Raw genomic sequence first — 21,401 nt, 5'->3', positions numbered from 1 at the left:
CGGCGCCCCTTTTGCACGGAAATCAACGGCCGGCTATTCAATAGGCAACGAAAGGGCCGACCGTGCCCGCTACGGAAACACCTTCCAGCGCCGTATACACCGAACGGCCGAAGAAGAACGGCAATCCCCAATCGAAGTAGGAAGCGAAAGCCGGTCCGCCGGCCAGGTTGTTGAACGCGGTGTTGTTCGGATTGGCCTGGAACAAGGAATTGGCATTCGCCACGTTGAAGCTGACGATGCTGCTCAACCCGTTGAGGCCGGTATTCGTCACATTGCGACTGACCGTCGACAGCGGACAATAAAAGCCGGAGTTGTTGCTGCAGGCCGGAATGGTTGAATCCGCAAAGAACAAGCCGTTCGAACCACTATCGAAGAAGCCCTGCATCACCTGCCCCTGGTACAGCACGCTCAGGTTGCCGGAAGCGTTGAGCGTGTAGGTCTTGGCGCTGCCCAGCCCGTTATTGGATTGCGTACCGATACCGAAAATCAGAGAACCGCTGACGCCGGACGCACCGCTGTCGGCGATACTCGGCAATTGGATAATCGTGCCGTTGTTATCCTGAGGGAAAGAGGCGACCGGATTCCCAACCTGCCTTGCCAGCGGCAGCGTGGTCGCCGTGCAATTCGTGCCGCCCGGACAGGAGTAATACCAGCCCTCGACAGCCTGGTTGGCGCAGTTGCTGCCGCAATCCTCGATAAACGTGCTGAGGCCGATCAAGCCGTTGGCATGGAAAGCCGCCACGGTATTTTCCGCGACCAGGCTGCCGGAACAGCCGTTGGGCACCGAGGTGAAAGCGCTGTCGCCGATCACGTGCACCGAAATGCTGCTGGCGACTTCGCCGGCCATGCGCAGGTCAGCCTGGCGCACCGAACCCCAGCTGTAGCCATCGGCAAAGCGCGCACATTCCGCCAGCGGATTGCCGCTAGGGGCAGATAATCCAGGCAGCGCAATGCTGGGCGACAAGGCCGAAGCAATGATACGCAAGCCGCTGGAACCGGTATCGACCAGGATATGGTCGATGGTCTGGCACTGCGAGGTGCTGCCGGGCGCGCATATAGTGACCGAGACATACGGTGAATTGACGGCGTTGACCGATTGCCCGGAAACCGTCGGACCGCTGTCGACAACGATGGCCTGGACGTTCTGGACCGGCTGCGGCGGCTTGGGCGTATTGTTGTCGGAACCGCCGCCACCGCCACAGGCCAGCAAAAGCGCGCTGCTGAGCAGGCAAAGCAGATAAGTCAAAGAACGCATAGTCATCTCCGGTCAGCGAATGTCGCTAGGGGTCACGCCTTGCGGCAGCAAGGATGGCACATAAGCGCTGCCGGCAAAGGAGCGCATATGACCGCCTGAATGCAATACCAGCTGATCCGACTGGATGGCGACCGCACGGCGGCCGGCATGCGGCACGCTGGCGGCGCTGACGTACTGGTCGGCATAGGTGCCCAGCAGTTCCTGCAGGTTCGGCATGTCCGGCCCCTGCCAGCTGACCGCAAACACGACATTGGCCGGCGAGATATATTCCCGCACCGTGGTGCCAGATGGCTGCACCGTCTCGCTGACGGTATAACCGTTATAGCTGCTGACGCGGGCGCTGGCCTTGGCGCGCGCACTGTCTGCTTGCACAGCACCATTGACCGGGGCCGGCCCGGCGGCGGCGCCTAGCGCCGCAAATGCCGGCGCCGCTTGCGCAAACAGCAAGGCGCAGATGACAGAAACAGGAAATCTCATGACTCACCTCTGTTCGATTAACAAATGTCCTGGAAATCATACCTGATGCCACACAGCAATTCACAAAGATGTTTTCATACTGCGGTGGCCACATAACAACCGAAATGTGCTAGATATTTGCGCCATTGGCAATGCTTAAATGGCAGCTTCCGCGGTTTCGCTGATGCCGCCGCGCGCTGCCTGGCTTTTTCTCAACCCCTGCTTTGCAAACGGGCGCGTACAAAGCCGATGTGCTCCCGCAGCACATAGAACTGGTCGGCAAACGCCAGCGGCATTTTCATGCGGTTGACCCCCTCCTCTATGCGGTCCAGCCGTTGCAGCAAATCCGCCTGCTCCTCCTCGGTGTGGGTAGCGACCGCGCGCTCCAGCGTGATCAGCGCGCCGTACCAGCGATAGATGCGCGACTTGATGCGCCAGCCGTACAGTAGTGGCACCAGCTTGAAGCCGGGAATCAGCAACAGGATGATCGGCAGCAGCACTACCAGGGTGCGGTCTACCAGGCTGGCCAGCCAGAACGGCAAGCCGGAACGATAGAAGAAACTCTTGCCCGACTTGTAGTAGCGGGTGGCGTCCTCGCTGATCGGATATTCGTGCGCCAGCGGCGCCGGGAATTCTCCCGCGTGCTGCAGCACGTTGGCGCCGCTATGAACTTCCTTGGCGGCGTCGATCAGCATGTCGGACAAGGCCGGGTGCAGGTCGTCACGGGCGATCAGTTCGGCAGTGGGCGCAATCAGGCGGATGTCACGGCTGGGAATGTTCTTGCCCAGGTCAAACAGGCCTTTGGGAATCCTCAGCTCGTTCAAATAACTGAAACGGCGCGCATAAGCGCCAGCTTGAGAAAAGTCCAGCAGGCTGATGCCCGGTGTATGCAGCAGCTTGATCATGGTCGGCGGCGAGGCCGAATCACCCATCAGGAAAGCGGCGTCGATCGTCCCGTCGGTCAAGGCCTGTGCCGCTTCGTCGCCGCCCATGTCGAGCAGCTCAGTACTGCCGCCGAGTTCAATTTCGTTGGCTTTCAACAGCGTCAGCGCCAGCACCCGCGAGCCGCTGCCGGGAACGCCGATCGCCACCCGCTTGCCGCGCAGCTCGGACAAGCGGTCCAGCCGCTCACGGCCACGGTAGAACACCGACACCGGCACATAGGAAATACTGCCCAAGGACACCAGGCCGTCGATCGGCAAATCGCCCGCCACGCCACCCTGGACAAAACCGACGTCGATGCCGGAATGCGGATCGCTCAGTTTTTTCAGATTGTCGAGCGAGCCCTCCGAACTGACGATTTTCAGCTTGATGCCGTTGCGCGCCAGGATCGTCCGGTATTTCTCGGCAATCTTCCAGAAACTGCTGTTTTCGGAACCGGTACTGATGGTGATGGTGCTCGGCGGCGCCGGGTGAATGAACTTGATCGCCAGCCAGATCGCAAAAATGGCCAGCAAGGCAATCGGACCAAAGCTGATCGCCAGGTCACGCCAGGAAATCGCGACGAAGCGGGTCTTGATGTTGATCGCGGATTGCTTGAGGTCGGACGGTTTGAGTGGATTAGCCATGTGCCTTATTTTATCGTTGATGGCTTGCCGCTTGCACTTTTCTTTATTTTCTCTTTATTTAGCGCTGACGCAGCGGCTCCAGCAGCTGCGACAAGGCATTGTGATCCAGTTCATACATCAGCGCCAGCAAGCCGCCCAGCTCCCCCGCCGGGAAGCCTTCACGGGCGAACCAGGCCAGGTAATCCCCCGGCAAATCGGCAATCAGGCGCCCTTTGTATTTCCCGAACGGCATCTGGCGGGTCACCAGCAGTTGTAGATGTTCCGGATTCATGGCGCGATAACTTCCTGCTCAAGGCAAAGCTTGGTAATGGCGCGTATTGTGCCAAAATTCCGGCCGCCCTGCGATTTTTGTGGAAACCAGAAGCCGGGCATGATCTTCTCGCTGCGAAGAGTTGAACAGGTGAACAAGCATTTGAGAAAAATCCTCTACACTGTCGACCACAAACCACCTGATCAAGCGTTCAATCACCCATGCAAAGCAGCGTCAAACCAGCGGCACCAGCCAACCCCAGCATCCCGGCACTGGAATGCCGCGGCTTGCGCAAGACCTACGGCCACGGCCGAGTAGTGCTGGCGCATCTCGACTTTACCCTGGCCGCCGGCGAATACGTCGCCATCATGGGCGATTCCGGGGTCGGCAAATCGACCTTGCTGAACCTGATCGCCGGCCTCGACAGCGCCAACGGCGGCGCGATCCTGATCGACGGCGTCAACATCGCGAATCTGGACGATGACGGCGCTACCCGCCTGCGCCGGCAAAAACTCGGCTTCATCTTCCAGGCCTTCCATATCCTGCCGCACCTGACCCTGCAGCAGAACGTCGCCCTGCCCCTGCTGCTGAATCAAGCGCCGCCGGAACGCGCGCTGGAACTGCTGGCAGCAGTCGGCCTCGACGGCCGCGGCAACGACTTCCCGCGCCAGTTGTCGGGCGGCGAGCTGCAACGGGTCGCCATTGCGCGCGCGCTGGCGCACCGGCCGACGCTGATCCTGGCCGACGAACCGACCGGCAACCTCGATCCGGACACCGCCCACGAAGTACTGGCCCTGCTGCGCCAGGAAATCAAGGCTAACGGCGCTTCCGCCATCATGGTGACCCATTCCGCCGCCGCTGCCGCCAGCGCCGACCGCATCCTGATCATGAGCGCCGACGGCCTGCGCCCGCTGCCCGACAAGGCCACCTTGCCGCTACTGCAATGAGCATGCAGCGTACCCTGTCGCGCTGGCTGCTGCTAGGGGAATGGCGCGCGCATCCGGTGCGGGCGCTGGTGGCGATAGCCGCCATCGCGCTCGGCGTCGCCCTCGGTTACGCGGTCGACCTGATCAACGATGCCGCTTTCAACGAATTTTCCGCGGCCACCCGCAGCCTGTCCGGCCAGTCCGACCTGCAGGTGCGCGGCGCCCAGGCCTGGTTCGACGAAACGCTCTATCCACAGTTGGCGCAACGGCCGGGCGTGGCCGTTGCCAGTCCGGTGTTGGAACTCAATGTCACCGTGCCGGGTCAGAGCAGCGCCTTGAAAGTGCTTGGCATCGATGTCTTTCGCGCTTCGCATGTTGCCCCTGGCCTGATCGGCGTGCCGACGCAGGAACGGCCCTTCGACACCCTCGCCGACGACGCCATTTTCCTGTCGACAGCGGCGCAGGAGTGGTTGCATGTCCAGCCCGGCGACCAGCTGGCGCTGCGCAACGGCACCGGCCTCGTGCATCTGCGCGTGGCCGGCGGCCTGGCAAGCGCGCGCGCCGGACAGCGCCTGGCAGTGATGGATATCGGCGCTGCGCAGTGGCGCTTCGACCGCATCGGCAAACTGTCGCATATCGATCTCAAGCTGCAGCCCGGCGTCAACCGCGCCGCATTCCGGGAACAGCTCGGCAAGCAACTGCCGGCCGGCGTGCAGGTAACGGAGAGTCAGGATCAAGACAACCGCAACAATAATATGTCGCGCGCCTATCGCATCAACCTGAACGTATTGGCGCTGGTGGCGCTGTTCACTGGCGCCTTCCTGGTGTTCTCGACGCAGGCGCTATCGGTGATCCGGCGCCGCCCGCAATTTGCCCTGCTGCGCGTGATGGGCTTGCGCCGCGCCCAGCTGCTGCGTCAGGTGTTGCTGGAAGGCGGTTTGCTAGGCTGCCTGGGGGCCTTGCTGGGCCTGGCGCTGGGATATGGCCTGGCGGCCGCTGCCCTGCATTTCCTTGGCGGCGACCTCGGCGGCGGCTATTTCCGCGGCGTGCAAGCCACCGTCAGTTTCGACCTGCCGGCTGCGCTAGTGTTCTTTGCCCTCGGCAGCGGCATCGCCTTGCTCGGCAGCCTGGCGCCGGCCCTGGAGGCTGCCAAAGCCAAGCCGGCAGCAGCGCTCAAATCCGGCAGCGAAGAAAGCGCGCTGGCGCGACTGGCGACGCCGTGGCCGGCGCTGGCCTGCCTGCTGCTGGGCGCTCTATTGACCCGCTTGCCACCGCTATTCAATTTGCCAGTATTTGGCTACCTGGCGGTGGCACTGCTGCTGATCGGCGGCATCACCCTGATGCCGCGGCTGGCGGCGCTGGCGTTTTCCGCACTGCAGAGATTCAGCCTGGGCCGCCGCATCGGCGTCGTCCTCACGCTGGTGCTGGCGCGCCTGGCCAATGTCCCAGGACAGGCAGCGATCGCGCTGGGCGGCGTGCTGTCCAGCTTCAGCCTGATCGTGGCGATGGCCATCATGGTGTCGAGCTTCCGTGTCTCGGTCGACGACTGGATGCAGCAACTGCTGTCCGCAGACCTGTACGTACGTTCCGCCGGCAACGGCGAAACCGGTGCCATGCGCCCAGCCGAGCAGCGCCAGCTGGCAACCGCGGCAGGCGTGGCGCGAGCAGATTTCCTGCGCACCGCGCCGCTGACGCTGGACCCGGCGCGGCCGCCGGTGATACTGATCGCGCGCGGCATCGATGCCGCTGATCCCGGCCGCAGCTTGCCCCTGGTCGGTCCGCAGCTGCCGACAGCAGAGGTAACCGCAGCCATCGCCGCCGGGCAGACCCCGGTGTGGGTCTCGGAAGCCATGGTCGACATCTACCGCTATCGCCTCGGCCAGCATCTCATGCTGCCGCTGGCTGGCGGCAGCCATCCGCTGGTGGTGGCCGGCATCTGGCGCGACTATGCACGGCAGTCGGGCGCGATCCAGCTGCGTCTGGCGGACTATCAGCGCCTGAGCGGCGATACCGACGTCACCGACGCCGCCCTCAGCCTGCAGCGCGGCGTCGATCCCGAGACCGTGGTGGCGGCGCTGCGCAGGCTGCCGTTCGGCGCAGCGCTGGAGTTCTCGCAGCCAGGAGAAATCCGCGCCCTCACCTTGAAGATATTCGACCGCAGCTTCGCCATCACCTATCTGCTGGAAATCGTCGCCATCGTAATCGGCCTGTTCGGCGTCGCCGCGACGTTCTCGGCGCAGACCCTGGCGCGCGCCAGGGAATTCGGCATGCTGCGCCACGTCGGCGTCAGCCGCCGCCAGATCCTTGCCATGCTGGCGCTGGAGGGCGGCTTGCTGACGGCGCTGGGCATGGCGGTCGGCTTCCTGCTGGGCTGGGTGATCAGCCTGATCCTGGTATTCATCGTCAATCCGCAATCGTTCCACTGGACCATGGATCTGCACATGCCCTGGTTCGGCCTGGCGGCGGTGGCGCTACTGTTGCTGGTTTCCGCCGGCGCCACCGCTTTGCTGGCGGGCCTGCGCGCGGTGTCCATCGATGTATTGCAAGCAGTACGGGAGGACTGGTGATGCTGCAGAAAATCTTCCGGCGGCTGAGCGGCTGCCTGCTGTGCGTCCTGATGGCAGGCATGGCGCCGTCGTTCGCCGCCGCACCCGAATTTGCGCCAGTGCTTCCCGGCCAGCCGCTGACGCTGCCGCAAGATACTGGCGCGCATCCCGGCTTCCGCACCGAATGGTGGTATGCCACGGGCTGGCTGACGCTACCCGACGGCAAGCCGGTCGGTTTCCAGATCACGTTCTTTCGCTCCGCCACCGGGAATGACCGCGCCAATCCCAGCGCCTTTGCGCCCAGCCAGTTGATCATCGCCCACGCAGCGCTGTCCGATCCCAGCCTGGGCAAACTGCTGCACGATCAGAAAAGCGCGCGCGCCGGCTTCGGCCTGGCCTATGCCAAACAGGGTAATACCGATGTCGCCCTGGATGACTGGCGCCTGCAGCGCCAGGCCGACGGCCGCTACCTGGTCAGCGTCGCCGCCCATGATTTCACGCTGGAACTCAGCCTGACGCCCACCCAGCCGCCGCTGCTGCAAGGCGACGGCGGCTATTCGCGCAAAGGGCCGCTGGCGGCGCAAGCCAGTTATTACTATAGCGAACCGCAGCTGCGGGTAAGCGGCAAGGTAAGCCGCGCCGGCCAGGCCCAGGCCGTCAGCGGCAGTGCCTGGCTGGATCACGAATGGTCGACCAGCGTGCTGGCGGCCGACGCCATCGGCTGGGACTGGCTAGGCGCCAACCTGGACGACGGTTCTGCCCTGATGGCGTTCCAGATCCGCAATCGCAGCGGCGACAAGGTATGGGCCCATGCAGCCCTGCGCGATGCCCGCGGCCAGGTCACGCAGTACGGACCGGAGCAGGTCACGCAGTACGGACCGGAGCAGGTCAACTTCACGCCGCAACGGCGCTGGCGTTCACCGCGCACCGACGCCAGCTATCCCGTGCAGAGCGTCTTGCACACCGGCGCCATCGCCTGGTTTCTGCAACCTTTGCAGGACGACCAGGAACTCGATTCGCGGCTATCGACGGGATCGGTCTACTGGGAAGGCGCGGTCACGGTGAGTCGCGACGGCAAGCGCGCCGGCCGCGGCTACCTGGAGCTGACCGGCTATCTGAATGCCTTGAAATTCTGAACACTGCCTAGAGTCTACATTTCGCCATACACTGCGACGATCGCATCCGCCACCGCGCGCACCCGTGCCGTGCGGTTCAGATCGCCATGCAGGACCAGCCAGACATCGTAGGCTTCGGCGCGCTGCGGCCAGATGCGCGCCAGTAGAGGATCGCCGTCCGCCATGTGGGTCGGCAGTTCACCGATGCCGAGTCCGGCGCGCACCGCTTCGATCATCATCAGGCCGGAATTCACTTCCATCGTCACCCGCGCATTGCCGCAGGGTTCACCGCACAAGGCTTCGCTTTGCGAGGGCGAGACGCTGCGCTGGTAGATCACCAGGTCGTGTCCACGCAGGGCGGTATCCGGCTGCGGCAGGCCGCGCAGTTTCAAATAGCTTTTGGCGGCATACAGGCCGACTTCACGCCGCGTCAGGTGGCGCGAAATCAGGTCGGGACTGCTGGGGCGCAAAGTGCGCACCGCCAGGTCGGCTTCGCGCCGGGTCAGATTGGACAGTTGAGTAGAGGTGCTCAGCACCACCCGGATATCCGGATGCAAGGCGTGCAGGCGCTGCATGGCGGTCATCAGGAAATGCTTGCCCATGGTGTCGGTCGCCGCCAGCCGCACGACGCCGGACAGACGGTCGTCGATCCCTTGCATCTGTCGCTGCAGCTGGTCGGCAGCCTGTTCCATGCGCTCCGCCGCGACAAAGGCCAGTTCGCCGGCCGGGGTCGGCACATAGCCGGTGGGCGTGCGCAGGAACAGGCGTGCGCCCAGCGATTGCTCCATCGCCGCCAGGCGCCGGCCAACCGTGGCCTGGTCCAGATGCAGCAAAGCAGCGGCGCCGCGCAAAGTACCTATCCGGTAGATGCCGAGGAAAATCCTGGCGTTGTCCCAATCCATTACATTCCCTGTTTTCCCATGATGCATTTTTGCATCATACAAATGAAATTATACTGATTTATTACATCAGCAGAGAGCACTACCATACGGGCTATTGATAGAAAAACCGGCAACACAGGAGAAACGCATCATGGCCGCTCAATGCCCTACCCCCGTCAATCTGGCCGTCGCCGCGCCGAGCGGCTTGCTGCCGCTGATCACGCTGGCCATCGGCTTCGTCATGGCGATGCTGGATGTCACCGCCGTCAACGTCGCGCTGGCCGACATTTCACACAGCCTGCGGGTGCCGCTCAGCGGCCTGGTGTGGGTGGTCGACGGCTATACCCTGACCTTTGCCGCCTTGCTGCTGGTCGGCGGCGCGCTGGCCGACCGCTATGGCGCCAAGACCGTCTACCTGAGTGGACTGGCGGTCTTCATGCTGGGCTCGGCTCTATGCGGCGCCGCACCTGACGGCAACACGCTGATTGCCGCCCGCATGCTGCAAGGCGTGGGCTCAGCCTTGTTCATGCCGAGCTCATTGAGCTTGCTGACCCACGCTTACCAGGATGAGCGCGTGCGCGCCCGCATGCTCGGCACCTGGTCGGCGATCGTGGCGGTGGCGGCGGCGATGGGCCCCTTGGTAGGCGGCGTGCTGGTCAACAGCTACGGCTGGCGCAGCGTATTTCTGATCAACCTGCCGGTCGGCCTGCTCGGCTTGCTGCTGGCGCACAGCGTGATTCCTGCCGCACCCAAGCATAGTCGCGCGCTGCCTGTGTTCAGCCATGCGCTCGGCATCGGCGGCCTGGCCAGCCTGTGCTTTACCTTGATCGAAGGGCCGGTATATGGCTGGAGCTCGGCGCCGATCCTGGCCAGCGCAGCGCTCTTCGTGATTGCGCTAACACTGCTGGTGCGGCGCGAACTGCGCGGCGCCGAGCCGCTGCTGCCGCGCGCCCTGTTTGACACTCCGCGCTTTGCCGCCGCCAATGTGATCGGTTTCCTGATCAACTTCAGCGCCTTTGGCCAGTTGTTCCTGCTGAGCCTGTTTCTGCAGCAGGCGCGCGGCAGCGATGCCTTGCATACCGGCCTGCAGCTGCTGCCGGTGATGGCGGTATTCTCGATCGGGAACCTGCTCTCGGGACGTATCACTGCGCGCTGGGGTGCACGCTTGCCGATGCTCGGCGGCCTGTTGCTGGCCAGCGCGCTGACCGCGCTGCTGACCACCATCAAGTCGGACGCCCCTTACCCGCTGCTGGCGCTGACGGTCGCCATCGCCAACTGGGGCGTCGGCATTGCGGTGCCGGCGATGACCACCACGGTGATGCAAGTGGCCGGACGCAGCCATGCCAACAGCGCTGCAGCGGCCCTGAACGCCAACCGCCAGATCGGCGCCCTGGTCGGCGTCGCCATCATCGGCAGCATCCTGCATGCCGCCTCCGGCTGGGATAACCGCCTGCCGCTCGCCTTTGGCGCCATCAGCTTGGCTTACGGCGGTGCTGCGCTACTGGTCTGGCGCTATATCAAGAGCCCGGCGCAATCCGGCCGCGCGCTCGCCTGATTGCAGGTTTTCGCCAGGCCGCGCGCAGCGCGGCGTTGCTATCGACCTGATCCGATTGCCACCGGGCTTCCATTTCCGCCAACGCAGGCTAAACTTAAAATCAGGACCAAAAGATGATACATTTAACCTCGATAGCTTAAATTCAACGTACTGCATTTTTATCGGGAGACGCATGAAAAGTCCATTGACAGGTCCATTTCTAATTCTCGCCACCACCCTTCTCCTCGCCGGCTGCGACATGATGCAGCCCAATGTGCGCAGCTATACGCCACCGCCGCGCAGCACCGCGCCAGCCCCGGCGCCGGTATCGCTGTCGGAATCGCTGAGTCCGTCGGAACAGGTCATCGATGTGCCGCAAGCAAGCGCAAGCACGGCAGCGAAACGCGGAGAATTATCCGACGTAGTGGAACGCATGGCGCGCCGCAACGCTTGCACGCCGGCCGCCAGCGCCACCCTGATCGCCAAGACCAGCGCGGTAGAGACGTATCAGATCAGCTGCCAGGATGGTCAGCAACAACTGTACAAATGTGAGTTGCGGCAGTGCCGCTTGATGAATTAAAACCAGGCCGACAGGTGGTTTTCATGAAAACAGCGCTAGGCATGTTTATCCTCGTTTCACTGCTGGCCGGCTGCGCCTACCCGCATATGGACTGCAACGATCGCGACGCCCGCCCCAGCTGGTGCGACGATACCGGCAGCATGCGCGGCGCCGCCCATCCGCAATGAGGCCAATACGGCCAATGCGATTGGCCTGGGCAGCCATCCGCGATTAAACCGGCGGTGCGGCGATGAACTCGGCCAGGTGCTCCGCTTTCTCTGAAAACGCCTGTAGCAGCGGGTAGTCGGAGGCGACGACGATTTCCGGCAGCATCATCTGCGTGAAACTCCAGGCGACGGCGGTCGTCAGTCCTGCCTGGTTGATGGTCCGGCTCGTCACTTCCAGCGGCTTTTTACGCAATTCCAGCTCCAGCGCCTGGTAGGCAGCAAACAACTGGCCCTGGACTCGCTCCAGCCATGGCGCATGCTGCTTTTCCGGCGGCCGCAAGTTGTGCTCATAGACGATCTGTATGCTTTTCTCGCACGCCGCCAAGGCCAGGCCGATAATCCGCAAGACATGCAGGCGTTCGCCGATTTCTGCCGGCATCAGGCTTTTGCCCGGCGCCGCCAGCGCTTCGGCGTACTCCAGGATGAGCGAAGAATCCATCAGCAATCCGCCGTCGTCGCACACCAGCGTCGGTGCCTTGACGACCGGATTAATCTGGCGAAACTGTTCAAAAGTGCTGAATACCGAAACCGATTGATGCTCGAAGGGGATGCCAAGCAGTTGCAGGGAAATCGCGGCGCGACGGACATACGGTGAGTCAAGCATACCTATGAGCTGCATGGTTTCTCCTGTTGAGACGCGTTGGCATCGCCGGCCGCATTCGCGGGCCACGTTGCGAGGGATGGAAATCGTAGCATGAAATTAAACACACCCTCGCATCAGCGCACGTCTACACGATTTATGTGCGCCGGCTGGAAGACTAAGCAGCCGGCAGCCGCGACCCCGGGATTGTGAAGCAATCCGGAGCTTTGCCCATTCACTGCCGAGATGTTGTGCTTTGGTCCCGCTCGTCGCCGCTATCGAGATTTGGAGACCGCTTTGATTGCCCTGTCCGAGCCTGCTATCGCTACCATCGCGATGGCTGCTTCGAAGCTGCCGTTGGCATGGGCATTGTTTTTTGACGGGTGGCTGTAGCTGCCATGTTCCCGCTGTGCTGCAAACAAGCTGAATCTTGACAATAAAATAATTTCAAACGTGCTTGCGGCCTATCGCTGCAACACCATTCTCACACTGTGGCTTCAAGCCTCTTCCACTTCGCGTTTGGCTGGCGTCGCATAGATGTCGATGCACTTGAAGGTGTCCGCATAGCGCTTGGGGTCGCCGCCTGCTTCCAGGCTCTTCTTGAATTCCGCTGCTTCTGCAGTGCTGTCGAACTCGTAAGCCAATCCTTTAAAAATCACAGTTGCCTCATTCAGCCTAACCATTGCAATCTCCTTGGATTTCATTTGAACGGGATATGCCATCCCGGCATCGCTAACAGTATCCGTTTTCCCCTTGTTGCAAGAAAAGGTAACGACACCTGTCCTGCGGCTCTGTACGGGAAAAACACGCACAGCATTGCGGCAAGAACGCCAAAGTCGGTACCGTCGGGACGGTCCGCTTGGTCAGATTGATATTACGCTTTTGAAGTTCCCTGATGAACTGTCAATAGTGGCAGTCATTTATATCGGCGCGGCGATGTCTTGTGGACAGGCAGACAAGGTTCCGCGCGCTACTGCCGCTCCAGACTCATTCACTTTCGTCGACGAAACGGCATCTGTCAAACAGCCAAATGTTATTGAATTGTAGATCGCCATCAAGAAATGCTAATGAGCGCAGCAAAACAAAAGGCCCCGACAAGATCGGAGCCCTTTGCTTACGCTTGAAAGATGCATGCGGCGCCGCATCATTCCCGCATCGCCGCGCTGCCCGCGCTCATTGCCTGACCATCGAGCGCACCATGCCGCCGAACTGCTCCAGGTCCCTGGCCGCCAGGTCCGACACTGCCCAATAGTTCATGCCGTCCCAGGTCCAGCGAACCAGATGATAGCCTTGCCGGTTTTGCAACTGCGGCGCCACATCTCTTTCAGTCGTCGGCCATACGTACAAGTTGATCGGATGCTGTGCGTGCCGATAGACCAGTGCCGCGACCGGCCGCCCGCCGAGATAATCAAGGCGGCCGCCGGTCAGCGGAAAGCCCTGCGCCGCCAGATCGACCACCGGCGGCGAAAAATTCAGCTTGCCGTTAAACCAGGGCTTGACCGTATGCTGGTCGGTCGACACCACGTCCGACAGATGATCGACCTGCAGCGAGCGCACATGGCTGGCGACCACTTCATCGGTCAACTTATCCTGGTCCGAGGGCAGATTAAGATAGAGGCCGACGCTCCACGCCAGCGCCAGCATCGCTGCCAGCGCCGCGCCGGCGTTGCGCCAGTTGAAACTCCAGCTGCGTTGCCAGAACCTGGTGCCGGGTTCATCCTGCGGCAAAGCGTCCATGATGCGCTGCGTCAGGTGCGCCGGCGCCTCGAAATAGCTGGCATCCTTCTTGAAGCGTGCACTGACGATACGCTGCGCGGCATACTCGCGCTGGCAATCGGCGCAGCTCTCCAGATGACGCTCGATCTCAAGCGTCTCGACGATACCGAGCTCCTGATCAGCATAGGCGGGCAACAGTTCCTGTACTTCCTGATGGTCCATCATCGCTCCTGCGGTGCAGTATCCGGCGCCAGAATCGCCGCCAGTAATTTACGGCCGCGCCCAAGGCGCGACATGACGGTGCCGATGGGGATACCGACAATGCCGGCAATCTGCTTGTACGATAGCTCTTCCAGCTCGCGCATCACCATCACCTCGCGGAATTCCAGCGGCAAGGCTTGCAACGCCTGTTGCAGCTGCCGTTCGCTATCCTTGCTGATCAGCAGCGCCTCCGGATTATTATCGGGCGGCATCTGGCCGACGCTGTCGCCGGCCCCGGCTTGATGCAATTGTTCATCAAACGCGGTCTCCTGGCGCAGCTTCTGGCGCTCCTGGTACCAGCTGTAAAAGGTATTGCGCACAATCGTCAGCAGCCAGGCACGACCGTCTTCGCCATGGAAGCCGTCGAAAAACCTGAAAGCCCGCAGATAAGCCTCCTGCACCACATCCTCCGCGTCCTGGTGGTTGTGGGTCAGCCAGCACGCCAGGTTGAACGCAGAGTTCAGGTGTGGCATTACGACAGTTTGGAATCGCTTCTTTTTGATTGAATCGCTCATTCACGCGTTTCCAGGGTTCATGTAGCACTAGACCGCCGATATGAAGAATATATTCCCGAAAAGACGAATAAAACAGAAAAACACTAAGCGCCCGGGAATAAATAACAGGGTACACCGGTATAGGGCTTTGTCGATCAAGTGATCACGATAACCACGGAGGGATCATGAAACAAGCCCATGCCGGCGCCCAAGCCATCAGCCGCCGCAGCTTTCTGCGGCTGGCGGGATTAGGCGGCGCCATCTATGTATCCGGTCTGAGCGGCTGGTCCAGCGCCGCCGCCCTGCCAGGGGGTGCGAACGAAGACTTCTTTTTCATCCAGCTGTCCGACACGCACTGGGGCTTCGAGGGTGCACCCAATCCAGACGCCCACGGCACCCTGCAAAAGGCGGTGGCGGCGGTCAACAGCCTGGAACAGGTGCCGGATTTTATCGTCTTCACCGGCGACCTGACGCATACCACCGACGATCCGCAGGAACGCCGCCAGCGTTTGCGCGAATTCAAGGACATCGCCGCCGGACTGAAGGTAAAGAATGTGCACTTCATGCCCGGCGAGCACGATGCCTCGCTGGACCACGGCGAAGCCTACCAGGAATTTTTCGGCAAGACCCACTACAGTTTCGCCCACAAAGGCGTCAACTTCATCGTCATCGACAATGTCTCCGATCCCACCGGCGCCATCGGCGAGACCCAGCTGGCGTGGCTGGCCGATGAGTTGCGGCAGTTGCCGCCGCAAGCCCGCATCGTCGTCTTCACGCACCGTCCCTTGTTTGACCTCTATCCGCAATGGGACTGGGCCACGCGCGACGGCGCCAAGGCGGTCGAGTTGCTGCAAGCGCATGCCAACGTCACCGTGTTCTATGGCCACATCCATCAGGAACATCATCACATGACCGGTCATATCGCCCACCATGCCGCAAAGTCGCTGATTTTCCCGTTGCCGGCGCCGGGTTCGCAGCCCAAGCGCACGCCGCTGCCCTGGGACGACGCTTATCCTTATCGCGGCCTGGGTTATCGGCAAGTGGCGGCGGAAGCGGCCAAGCCGATGGATTATCAACTGACTGAATTGCCGGTACTGAAAGGCTGATCATGGATATCCATCACAAACGACGCCTGCTGCTGGCCGGTGCGGCTGCCGGCGGCCTGGCCGTGGCCACGCGGCTGGTGCTGGCGCAGACACCGGAACGGGTGATCAAGATCGTCGCCAAGAAATTCGATTTCACGCCGGGCGAGATCCGCCTCAAGAAAAACCAGCCGGTGACGCTCGAGTTCACCACGCTGGATGTCGTCATGGGCTTCAACCTGCCAGACTTTGCGATTCGCACCGACATTCTTCCCGGCGCTACTTCGCGCCTGCGCTTCACGCCGGACAAGAGCGGTGAATTTCCTTTTCACTGCGATGTCTTCTGCGGCTCCGGCCACGAAAGCATGACGGGCACCGTGATCGTGACCTGAAGCGCATCAGCACTATCAGGGATGCAGCTTCTTGTGCTCGCCCAGCATCTGGGTGAAGGCCGCGATCCGCTTGGCGCGGGTTTCGGCCTTCTTCGCGGTCTGGATGCGGAACAGGACGGCATAGCGGTTCTGAGCGTCGAGCGTAGCAAAGAATGCCTGCGCAGCGGCATTCGCCGCGAGCGCCTGCTGCAAGTCTTCCGGGATGGCCGCTGTGCGGGCCGAGTCATAGGCGGCCCGCCAGCGGCCGTCGTCTTTGGCTCGTTCGACTTCCAGCAGTCCGGCCGCCTGCATCTGGCCTGAGGCAATCAGCGCCAGCGCCTTGTCGCGATTGATCTTGGACCAGATGCTGCGCGCCGAACGCGGCGTGAATCGCTGTAGCCAGAATTGGGCGTTGTCGCTTTTCTTCTGGCCGTCTATCCAGCCGTAGCACAAAGCCAGTTCCAACGCTTCCGGATGCGTCACGGAGCTGGATTCAGCACCCTTCTTGGCGAAGCGCAGCCAGACGCCGGGCGACTTGCCGTGATGCTTCTTCAGCCATGCGGCCCAGGCTTTCTTGTCGTCAAACTGCAGTATCGAGGCAGCCTCGGCCGGCTTGCGTTCCACGCTCATGGGGTTTTCCAAAGCAAAGGAGAGAGGCCTATTATTGCCTCGCATTTGTCTCATGGCAATATCCCTGCCGCATCGACGGCCATGGAATAATATATCGTATTGTGATATATTCGCTTGCTTCATCAGATCACGCCTTCAACCAAACCACCAACACCCGATGCCAAACACATCCCTGTCCAAACAGGACTTCGAGGCCTTGTCCTCGTTCCGCTACCAGTTGCGCAAGTTCCTGCGCTTCAGCGAAGAAGCCGCCCAAGCTGAAGGCGTGACGCCGCAGCAGTACTTGTTGCTGCTGCACGTAAAAGGATCGCCCGGGCGCGACTGGGCCAGCGTAGGTGAACTGGCCGAACGCCTGCAATCGCAGCACCACAGCGTGGTCGCCCTGATTTCACGCTGCGAAAAACTGCAACTGGTGCAGCGCCGCAGCAGCGACATCGACCGCCGCCAGGTCAACATCCATCTTCTGCCCGACGGCGAGCGCTGCCTGGCCAAGCTGGCAGAACTGCACCATGCCGAACTGAATACCCTGAGCGATATTTTCAGGATCCCCACCATCAACACCCAGGACTAGCCATGTCGGCCAACTCACACCATCACCACAAGCGCGATTTCGCCGCCGATACCCGGCTGCTGCGGATTTCCCTGATCGCCGTCGTCATCGGCGGCTGCGGCACGCTGGCTGCATACGCTCTGCTGAACCTGATCCGGCTGTTCACCAACCTGTTTTTCTATCAGTCGTTCTCCTTCGCCACGCGTTCGCCGGCAGGCAATCATCTGGGCTTGTGGGTGATACTGCTGCCGGTGCTGGGCGGCCTGATCGTCGGCCTGATCGCCCGCTTCGGTTCGGAAAAAATCCGCGGCCACGGCATCCCGGAAGCGATCGAAGCCATCCTGTTCGGCAAGAGCAAGATGTCGGCCAAGGTCGCCGTGCTCAAACCGCTTTCGTCCGGCATCGTGATCGGCAGCGGCGGCCCGTTTGGCGCCGAAGGGCCGATCATTATGACCGGCGGCGCCATCGGCTCATTGATCGCGCAACGGTTCCATTTGACGGCAGCGGAGCGCAAGACCTTGCTCGTTGCCGGCGCCACGGCCGGCATGACCGCGGTGTTCGGCACGCCGGTGGCTGCGGTGCTGCTGGCGGTGGAATTACTGCTGTTTGAACTGCGGCCGCGCAGCCTGCTGCCGGTGATCGTGGCTTGCGCCGTAGCCGGCTTCACCCGTCCGCTGCTGCTTGAAGGCGGTCCGCTGTTTCCCTTGCAGACCGGCGCGATCGGCCTCAGCGCCCTGTTCTCTTGCGTGCTTGCCGGCATCCTCGGCGGCGCCTTGTCGGCCTTGATGTCGAGCGCCCTGTACCGGGTCGAAGACCTGTTCAGCAAGCTGCCGCTGCACTGGATGTGGTGGCCGGCGCTGGGCGGCATCGTAGTCGGCATAGGCGGCTATTTCGAACCGCGCGCGCTGGGCGTCGGCTACGATGTCATCGGCGATCTGTTGAACGGCAACCTGCTGATGCAGGCGGCCTTGAGCCTGCTGCTGGTGAAAGCGGTAATCTGGGTCATCGCGCTCGGTTCCGGCACCTCCGGCGGCGTCCTGGCGCCGCTGCTGATCATCGGCGCCGGCCTCGGCACCGTGCTGGCGCCATGGCTACCGGGCGGCGACATCCATCTGTGGCCGCTGGTATGCATGGCGGCGGTGCTGGCCGGCGTACTCGGCGCGCCGCTGACCGCTGCCGTGTTCGCCTTCGGCCTGACCCACGACACCAACGCCTTGCTGCCGCTGCTGCTCACCACCGGCGTCGCCTACGGCTTTACCGTACTAACCATGCGGCGCTCCATCATGACTGAAAAGATCGCCCGCCGCGGCTACCACATCTACCGCGAATACGGCGTCGATCCGCTCGAGCGCCAGCATGTGGATGACATCATGACCCATGCGGTAACGGCCATCCCGGCCTACCTGAGCATCGCCGAAGCCCTGGCGCAATACTTCGGCCCGCAGCAGGTGCATCGCTGCTATCCGGTGGTCGATATTGAATATGGTTTGCTGGGCATGGTCGAACGCAGCAGTTTCGGGCCGCTGGCCGATGGCGCCAATCCTCTGACGACTTTATTCAACGCCGCTTATATCGAGCAGTCCGCCGCCCTGGTGGCGCTGCCATCGGAGACCTGCCGCATCGCGGCAGCGCGCATGGCGAGCCATCACCTGGAACGGCTGCCGGTGGTCAGCGATCTGCAAAGCCGGCGCCTGATCGGCATCATCAGCCGCAGCGACCTGATCAAGCCGTCGCGCCTGTTTTTTGATGAAGAACAAAAACGCGAACGGCTGTTGAGCTGAGAGGCGCTAGCTTGCGATCCAGTCCGCCAGCTGCTCCAGTCCCTGGATGACATGGTCGGGAGACTGCCCCAGTTCGTCAAAGGTGTTGCCGGCGCGGTTGACCCAGCACACCGGATAGCCGAAATGACGCGCTCCCGACGCATCCCAGGCATTGGAAGAAACAAACAGCAGTTCGGAGCGGTGGCGCTGCATCTGCTGTTCAGCCAGCTGGTAGACGCTGTCGTGCGGCTTGAAAATCTGCGCGTTGTCGGCGCTGATCAGGTGGGCGAAATGGTGTTCCAGCTGCGACGCCGCGACCACGCTGCGGATCGAGTTGACTGAACCATTAGAGAGAATCGCAAGCGGCAGCGCCATCGCCTGCAGCCTGGCGAGCGCGGCCGGCACCTCGGGGAAAGGCTGGATCTTGAGATATTCCTGGCACAGCGCGGAACAGGCAGCCCGGTCCAGCGGCAGTTTCAAGTGATGCGAGGCAAACACCAAGGCGTCGTGCGTGACCTGTTCGAAGTCGACATACGCCCCCATCAGGCTGCGCAGCCAGGTGTATTCCAGCTGCTTTTGGCGCCACAGGGCGCTCATCTCACGCCCCCGCCCCGGATGATAACGGTCGCACGGCGCCGCCACCGAATGCACGTCATAAAGCGTGCCGTAGAGATCGAATACGATACCTCTTACATTTTTCATTGCGACGCTCCTGTAAACTAAGCCTGCCGGGATAGCCGGCCGCCGCCACGCACATGACCGCCGCCGTCCACATGAAAATTTTCCTCGCCGCCATCCTCGTGTTCACGCCGCTGGCCTCGCACGCGCACAAGGTGCTCTACATAGCCGACGGCGACAGCCTGACGCTGCAGGCAGGCCGTAAACGCATCAAGCTGCGTCTCGCCGGCATCGATGCGCCGGAAATAAAGCAGGCATTCGGCCAGCAAGCCAGGCAATCACTGTACCAGCTATGCTGGGGCAAGGGTGCAAGTTACGATGCCAAAGCGATCGATCAATTCGGCCGCACCGTGGCGACGCTGCGCTGCGATGGGATTGACATTGGCCGCGCCCAAGTGGAACGCGGCATGGCCTGGGCTGCTGCGCGCGCCGGCAGCGGCAGCGATCTGAAGATGCTGGAAACTGCCGCTCGCGCCGCCAGAGCAGGATTATGGTCAGACCCGAACCCTGTCGCACCTTGGCGTTTTCGCCATGGGACAAACGCAGGCGCGGCCTGCCACACCGGGCCGCGCGGCGGCCGCTATCAATGGATTAATGGACGCAAGATATACGGCTGCTAAATCATGTTAAATTTGGGTTATCTTGACACCAGAACATCTCAATCACATTCGCCTGCTTCGTCCGGGCCAACCTGATACAAATCTACATGCGACTACAAAAACTGCACACCGGACTTCCCCTCTGCCTGCTTGGCCTGATGCTGGCCGGCTGCTGCAAGAACAGCCAGACGACTTCATGCGACAACGCCAGCAACAACAATACCAGTGCCGGCAGCAGCGACGGCAGCGGCAATAGCGTGCGTTTTAACCAGCCGAGCGGCATTGCAGTCGATGCCGGCGGTAACCTGTTTGTCAGCGACACCGGCAATAACACCATCCGCAAAATCACTGCCGCCGGCGTCGCCACCACCATCGCCGGAAGCGCCGGCAATGCCGGCAGCACGGACGGCAACGCCCAGAATGCGTTGTTCAACCAACCCGGCGGCATCGCTGTCGATAACGCCGGCAACCTGTACGTGGCCGATACCCAGAACGACACCATCCGCAAAGTGACTGCCGCCGGCGCCGTCTCGACCCTGGCCGGCAGCCCCGGGCAAAGTGGTCAGGCTGACGGCAGCGCCGGCAATGCCCGCTTCAATCAGCCTTGGGGTGTAGTGCTCGACGCGGCCGGTAATCTGTACGTTGCGGATACCGGCAACGATACCGTGCGCAAAATCAGTCCGGCGGGCGTGGTCACGACGCTGGCGGGGACCGCCGGCAACGTCGGCAGCCAGGATGGCAGCGGCAGCAGCGCCAGCTTCAACCTGCCGCAGGGCATCGCCATCGACAGCGCGGCGAATCTGTATGTCGCCGACACCGGCAACAACACGATCCGCAAACTGACACAGGCCGGTGTCGTCAGCACGCTGGCCGGCACTGCCGGCAACAGTGGCAGTAGCGACGGCAGCGGTCAGCGCGCCAGCTTCAATCAGCCGAACGGCATCGTCGTCGACAGCTCGGGAAATGTCCGCATCACGGACAGCGCCAACCAGCTGCTGCGCAGCGCCTCCGCTTCCGGCGTCGTCAGCACGCTCGCCGGTAATGTCGGCAATGCCGGCGCCGCGGACGGCAGCGGCAACAAGGCCAGTTTCAACCAGCCCAAGGGCATCGCCAGCGACAGCGCCAACAATCTGTATGTTGCCGACACCGGCAACAACCTGCTGCGCAAGGTAACGCCCGGCGGCCAGGTCACTACCCTGCTATCCGGCGGCAATGGTTCGTCGTGCCTGTGTCTTTTCAATTTTTGATGTGATGTAAATCGGTACGTTTGTCAGGTATTTCTTGTTATTACCCAGAATTACTTGCAATAAAAATATCTCCCCTGTAAATTTGTGGCAAAAATACCATTTGGCCAACAAGAGCC

The 21,401-nt window shown here is 62.0% G+C and carries 23 protein-coding genes; 12 read left to right on the top strand and 11 right to left on the bottom strand.

All coding sequences use genetic code 11. The features are described 5' to 3' along the window. Positions 1-37 precede the first annotated feature (37 nt). The 4 genes from CPter91_RS11160 to CPter91_RS11145 all read right to left on the bottom strand — a co-directional run bounded on the left by CPter91_RS11160 (position 38) and on the right by CPter91_RS11145 (position 3,550). Positions 38-1,255 (bottom strand): DUF3443 domain-containing protein, encoded by a 1,218-nt coding sequence (locus CPter91_RS11160; RefSeq protein WP_061940193.1) that lies wholly within the window; start codon positions 1,253-1,255, stop codon positions 38-40. Positions 1,256-1,267: 12 nt separating this feature from the next. Then, positions 1,268-1,732, bottom strand: a complete 465-nt coding sequence (locus CPter91_RS11155; RefSeq protein ID WP_082792774.1) for a DUF2844 domain-containing protein — start codon at positions 1,730-1,732, stop codon at positions 1,268-1,270. Positions 1,733-1,923: 191 nt separating this feature from the next. Beyond that, positions 1,924-3,279 carry a TAXI family TRAP transporter solute-binding subunit gene (locus CPter91_RS11150; protein WP_061940189.1) on the bottom strand — a complete coding sequence of 452 codons (1,356 nt, stop codon included), beginning with the start codon at positions 3,277-3,279 and terminating at the stop codon, positions 1,924-1,926. Between the two features lie 58 nt (positions 3,280-3,337). Then, positions 3,338-3,550 carry a DUF3820 family protein gene (locus CPter91_RS11145; RefSeq protein WP_061940187.1) on the bottom strand — a complete coding sequence of 71 codons (213 nt, stop codon included), beginning with the start codon at positions 3,548-3,550 and terminating at the stop codon, positions 3,338-3,340. 200 nt (positions 3,551-3,750) lie between these two features. Here CPter91_RS11145 and CPter91_RS11140 point away from each other — a divergent pair, with 200 nt between their 5' ends. The 3 genes from CPter91_RS11140 to CPter91_RS11130 are packed head-to-tail and all read left to right on the top strand — an operon-like array spanning position 3,751 to position 8,137. Then, a complete protein-coding gene (locus CPter91_RS11140) occupies positions 3,751-4,476 on the top strand; it encodes an ABC transporter ATP-binding protein (RefSeq protein ID WP_061940185.1) in 726 nt (241 codons plus the stop codon). 2 nt (positions 4,477-4,478) lie between these two features. After that, on the top strand, positions 4,479-7,022 hold the full coding sequence (locus tag CPter91_RS11135; RefSeq protein WP_082792773.1) for an ABC transporter permease: 2,544 nt from the start codon (positions 4,479-4,481) through the stop codon (positions 7,020-7,022). Then, positions 7,022-8,137 carry a lipocalin-like domain-containing protein gene (locus tag CPter91_RS11130; RefSeq protein ID WP_061940181.1) on the top strand — a complete coding sequence of 372 codons (1,116 nt, stop codon included), beginning with the start codon at positions 7,022-7,024 and terminating at the stop codon, positions 8,135-8,137. Before CPter91_RS11135 ends, CPter91_RS11130 begins: the two co-directional genes overlap by 1 nt. A gap of 14 nt (positions 8,138-8,151) precedes the next feature. On the opposite strand, the gene CPter91_RS11125 is transcribed toward CPter91_RS11130, so the two are convergent. Beyond that, positions 8,152-9,018, bottom strand: a complete 867-nt coding sequence (locus tag CPter91_RS11125; protein ID WP_061940178.1) for a LysR family transcriptional regulator — start codon at positions 9,016-9,018, stop codon at positions 8,152-8,154. Between the two features lie 130 nt (positions 9,019-9,148). Here CPter91_RS11125 and CPter91_RS11120 point away from each other — a divergent pair, with 130 nt between their 5' ends. From CPter91_RS11120 to CPter91_RS26910, 3 genes are all read left to right on the top strand, one after another. Next, entirely contained in the window at positions 9,149-10,552 is a 1,404-nt protein-coding gene (locus CPter91_RS11120) for an MFS transporter (protein ID WP_099047189.1), read from the top strand. A gap of 172 nt (positions 10,553-10,724) precedes the next feature. Further along, the gene (locus CPter91_RS11115; protein WP_150119665.1) at positions 10,725-11,111 is read left to right on the top strand and encodes a hypothetical protein; all 387 of its coding nucleotides are present in this window, start codon (positions 10,725-10,727) and stop codon (positions 11,109-11,111) included. Positions 11,112-11,134: 23 nt separating this feature from the next. Next, on the top strand, positions 11,135-11,278 hold the full coding sequence (locus CPter91_RS26910; RefSeq protein WP_156480078.1) for a hypothetical protein: 144 nt from the start codon (positions 11,135-11,137) through the stop codon (positions 11,276-11,278). A gap of 43 nt (positions 11,279-11,321) precedes the next feature. On the opposite strand, the gene CPter91_RS11110 is transcribed toward CPter91_RS26910, so the two are convergent. The 4 genes from CPter91_RS11110 to CPter91_RS11095 all read right to left on the bottom strand — a co-directional run bounded on the left by CPter91_RS11110 (position 11,322) and on the right by CPter91_RS11095 (position 14,347). Beyond that, positions 11,322-11,936, bottom strand: a complete 615-nt coding sequence (locus CPter91_RS11110; RefSeq protein WP_061940174.1) for a glutathione S-transferase — start codon at positions 11,934-11,936, stop codon at positions 11,322-11,324. A gap of 458 nt (positions 11,937-12,394) precedes the next feature. Continuing rightward, positions 12,395-12,580, bottom strand: coding sequence for a hypothetical protein (locus CPter91_RS11105; RefSeq protein ID WP_098497703.1), 186 nt, complete (start codon positions 12,578-12,580; stop codon positions 12,395-12,397). 490 nt (positions 12,581-13,070) lie between these two features. Next, complete coding sequence (locus tag CPter91_RS11100) at positions 13,071-13,838, bottom strand: anti-sigma factor family protein (protein WP_082792772.1); 768 nt, start codon at positions 13,836-13,838, stop codon at positions 13,071-13,073. Continuing rightward, positions 13,835-14,347, bottom strand: a complete 513-nt coding sequence (locus CPter91_RS11095) for a sigma-70 family RNA polymerase sigma factor (RefSeq protein WP_236906007.1) — start codon at positions 14,345-14,347, stop codon at positions 13,835-13,837. The genes CPter91_RS11100 and CPter91_RS11095 overlap by 4 nt, the downstream gene beginning before the upstream one ends. Positions 14,348-14,553: 206 nt before the next feature. Between CPter91_RS11095 and CPter91_RS11090 the strand changes: the two genes are divergently transcribed. Then, a complete protein-coding gene (locus CPter91_RS11090) occupies positions 14,554-15,474 on the top strand; it encodes a metallophosphoesterase family protein (protein WP_061940167.1) in 921 nt (306 codons plus the stop codon). A gap of 2 nt (positions 15,475-15,476) precedes the next feature. Then, positions 15,477-15,842 carry a cupredoxin domain-containing protein gene (locus CPter91_RS11085; RefSeq protein WP_061940165.1) on the top strand — a complete coding sequence of 122 codons (366 nt, stop codon included), beginning with the start codon at positions 15,477-15,479 and terminating at the stop codon, positions 15,840-15,842. A gap of 15 nt (positions 15,843-15,857) precedes the next feature. Here the strand turns inward: CPter91_RS11085 and CPter91_RS11080 are convergent, their stop codons facing one another. Next, a complete protein-coding gene (locus tag CPter91_RS11080; RefSeq protein ID WP_061940163.1) occupies positions 15,858-16,451 on the bottom strand; it encodes a YdeI/OmpD-associated family protein in 594 nt (197 codons plus the stop codon). Positions 16,452-16,608: 157 nt separating this feature from the next. Here CPter91_RS11080 and CPter91_RS11075 point away from each other — a divergent pair, with 157 nt between their 5' ends. Together CPter91_RS11075 and CPter91_RS11070 are read left to right on the top strand one after the other, a co-directional pair. After that, positions 16,609-17,022: a MarR family winged helix-turn-helix transcriptional regulator gene (locus CPter91_RS11075; RefSeq protein ID WP_061940161.1), complete on the top strand. Its 414-nt coding sequence runs from the start codon at positions 16,609-16,611 to the stop codon at positions 17,020-17,022. Positions 17,023-17,024: 2 nt separating this feature from the next. Then, entirely contained in the window at positions 17,025-18,782 is a 1,758-nt protein-coding gene (locus CPter91_RS11070; RefSeq protein ID WP_061940158.1) for a chloride channel protein, read from the top strand. A 6-nt stretch (positions 18,783-18,788) separates the two neighbouring features. Here CPter91_RS11070 and CPter91_RS11065 read toward each other — a convergent pair whose 3' ends face one another. Continuing rightward, positions 18,789-19,463: a haloacid dehalogenase type II gene (locus CPter91_RS11065; RefSeq protein WP_061940157.1), complete on the bottom strand. Its 675-nt coding sequence runs from the start codon at positions 19,461-19,463 to the stop codon at positions 18,789-18,791. A 71-nt stretch (positions 19,464-19,534) separates the two neighbouring features. Between CPter91_RS11065 and CPter91_RS11060 the strand changes: the two genes are divergently transcribed. Together CPter91_RS11060 and CPter91_RS11055 are read left to right on the top strand one after the other, a co-directional pair. After that, on the top strand, positions 19,535-20,059 hold the full coding sequence (locus CPter91_RS11060; RefSeq protein WP_082793462.1) for a thermonuclease family protein: 525 nt from the start codon (positions 19,535-19,537) through the stop codon (positions 20,057-20,059). 86 nt (positions 20,060-20,145) lie between these two features. After that, positions 20,146-21,285 carry an NHL repeat-containing protein gene (locus tag CPter91_RS11055; RefSeq protein WP_082792770.1) on the top strand — a complete coding sequence of 380 codons (1,140 nt, stop codon included), beginning with the start codon at positions 20,146-20,148 and terminating at the stop codon, positions 21,283-21,285. The last annotated feature ends 116 nt before the right edge of the window (positions 21,286-21,401 follow it).

Source organism: Collimonas pratensis, assembly GCF_001584185.1.
GTDB lineage: Bacteria > Pseudomonadota > Gammaproteobacteria > Burkholderiales > Burkholderiaceae_D > Collimonas > Collimonas pratensis.
This window is presented reverse-complemented; position numbering and strand designations above follow the sequence as displayed.